Annotated in this window: 1 protein-coding gene; it reads right to left on the bottom strand. The window is 73.5% G+C overall.

Annotated elements, in window-relative coordinates:
* Window positions 1-2,196 (bottom strand): acetyl-CoA acetyltransferase (locus ND748_RS30510; RefSeq protein WP_251749738.1); only part of this gene is annotated, 2,196 nt, incomplete at both ends.

A 2,196-nucleotide genomic window follows, 5' to 3' on the forward strand; every position in this document is an offset into this window, starting at 1 on the left:
GGGGAGTCGTGGGCGGCGGCGTCGTGGGGGTCGGGGATCCCGGCGGTCTCGTTCATGATCTGCAGGGAGATGCGGACTGATGTCGGTGAGCTGGCGAGGATCTCGGTGGCGAGCGCGCGGGCGCCGTTGAGGGCGGTGCCGGCGGGGACGATCTGGTTGACCAGGCCGTGGGTGTGGGCTTCGGTGGCGTCGAGCCGGCGGCCGGTGAGGATCATCTCGGTGGCGAGTTTCTGGGGTAGGGCGCGGGGGAGGCGGACGAGGCCGCCGGCGCCGGCGACGAGGCCGACGCGGACCTCGCTGAGGGCGAACTGGGCGGTGGTGTCGGCGACGACGAGGTGGCAGGCGAGCGCGATTTCGCAGCCGCCGCCGAGGGCGTAGCCGTTGACGGCGGCGATGACCGGTTTGGTCAGGTGCCGGCGGCCGGTGAGTCCGGCGAAGCCGGTCAGCGGTAGGGAGCCGCGTTGGCCGCTGGCTGTCCAGGTCAGGTCGTTGCCGGCGCTGAACGCGGTGTCCCCGGCGCCGGTGATGATCGCGACCCACAGGTCGGGGTCGGCGAAGTAGGCGTCGAAGATCTCGTCGAGCTCGGCGTTGGCGGGGGGGTGCAGGGCGTTGCGGGCGTCGGGCCGGTTGATGGTGACTTCGAGGAGGTGGCCGTCGCGGCGGATGAGAACGTGTTCGTAGCCGTCGCGGAAGCCGGGGGTGCGGGCGGGCAGCAGGGCGTCCAGCGCGGCCCGGTGCAGCGCCGCCCGGTTGCCGGTGGCGGTGGCCCGGACGAAGATCCGCTCCCCGAACGGGGAGTCGCCGGCGAGTAGGTCGAGCAGGTCGGTGTCGCCGCGCACCGTGGTGGCGAGGAAGCGTCGGTGGTCGCGGTCGAGGCGGCCGACGATGATGCCGGTGCGGCGTCCGTCTCGGCTGTGGGTGATGGTGAAGGTCTCGATCGTCGCCGGGCCGTCGGCGCGGGTCGCGACCTCGACCGGCTGCCAGGAGCCGATTTCCGCCTGGAGGGTGGCGCTGTTGTCGGGCCGCCAGGGCGTCGGGGTGGTCGTGTAGATGCCGACGGAGTATTTCGACAGCGAGCCGCCGTTGGCGCCGACGAGGCCGTGGCCGCCGGTGGCGCGCAGTCGGGTGACGGTCTCGGCGATGGCGTGCATCGAGTAGTTGTTGCCGGCGCCGCCGAAGAACGGCAGGCCGCCGGTGAGGGTGAGGCCGCGGGGGTCGTCGGGGGCGAGGCCGAGGCTGTCGCAGAGGTTGAACACGGCGATCGGGAAGCAGCTGTACAGGTCGAAGGTGCTGATCTGGTCGAGGGTGATGCCGGCGACGGTGAGGGCGTGGCGGACGGCCATCACCGCGGCGGGGCTGGCCGAGAGGTCGACGCGTTGGAGCAGGTCGCGTTCGCGCAGGTCGGCGTGACCGGCCAGGAAGATCCATTTTTCGGTGGGGACGCCGAGGCGGCGGGCGGTGTCGACGGAGGTGAGTAGGACTGCGGCACCCTGGTTGACCTGGTCGCGGGCGACGACGAACCGCGGGTAGGGGTCGGCGATCATCCGGTTGCGTTCGGTGATGGTGGTGAGCTCGGTGGCGTCGCGTTCGACGGGGGCGGCGGCGTGGGGGTTGGCGGCGGCGACCGTGGTGAACGGGGCGAACAGCGCGCCCATGGCCTGGGCGTAGTCGGCGCGGGACAGCTTCAGCCGGGCTCGGCGCGCGTTCTCGAACAGCGCGTACTGGCTGGGCGCGCCGAGCAGGCCGTGGGCGGTGTGGTAGCGCGACGACAGCCCGGCGAGTCCGTGGCCGCGGTCGTCGAGCTGGCCGCCGACGTGCTCGGTGAAGTCGGGCCGGTCGGGGGCGTCGGCGAGCGCCCGGCTGGTCGAGATTGCCTCCGAGCCGAACAGCAGCACCACGTCGGGTCCGGCGCCGGTCGCGATCGCCGCGGCGAACTCGTTGACGAGGTGCTGCGGCGACTGGCCGCCGACGACCTCGAGCACGGCCCGCGCCGGATCGGCGCCGATGCGGGCGGCGACCGAGCGCGGGTAGTTGTCCGATCGGCCCAGCGGGGCCCTCGCCCGCGGCCCGGAGATCTCGAACTGGCGGACCCCCGCCACCGTGTCGATCGCGGCCGGATCGATGCCGGCGTCGGTGACCGCCCGCCGGGCCGCCGCCGCCGCCAGTTCCACCGCGGACAGCCGCGCGTAGCCGGGC

This window comes from Frankia sp. AiPs1, from assembly GCF_023716945.1.
Classification (GTDB): domain Bacteria; phylum Actinomycetota; class Actinomycetes; order Frankiales; family Frankiaceae; genus Frankia.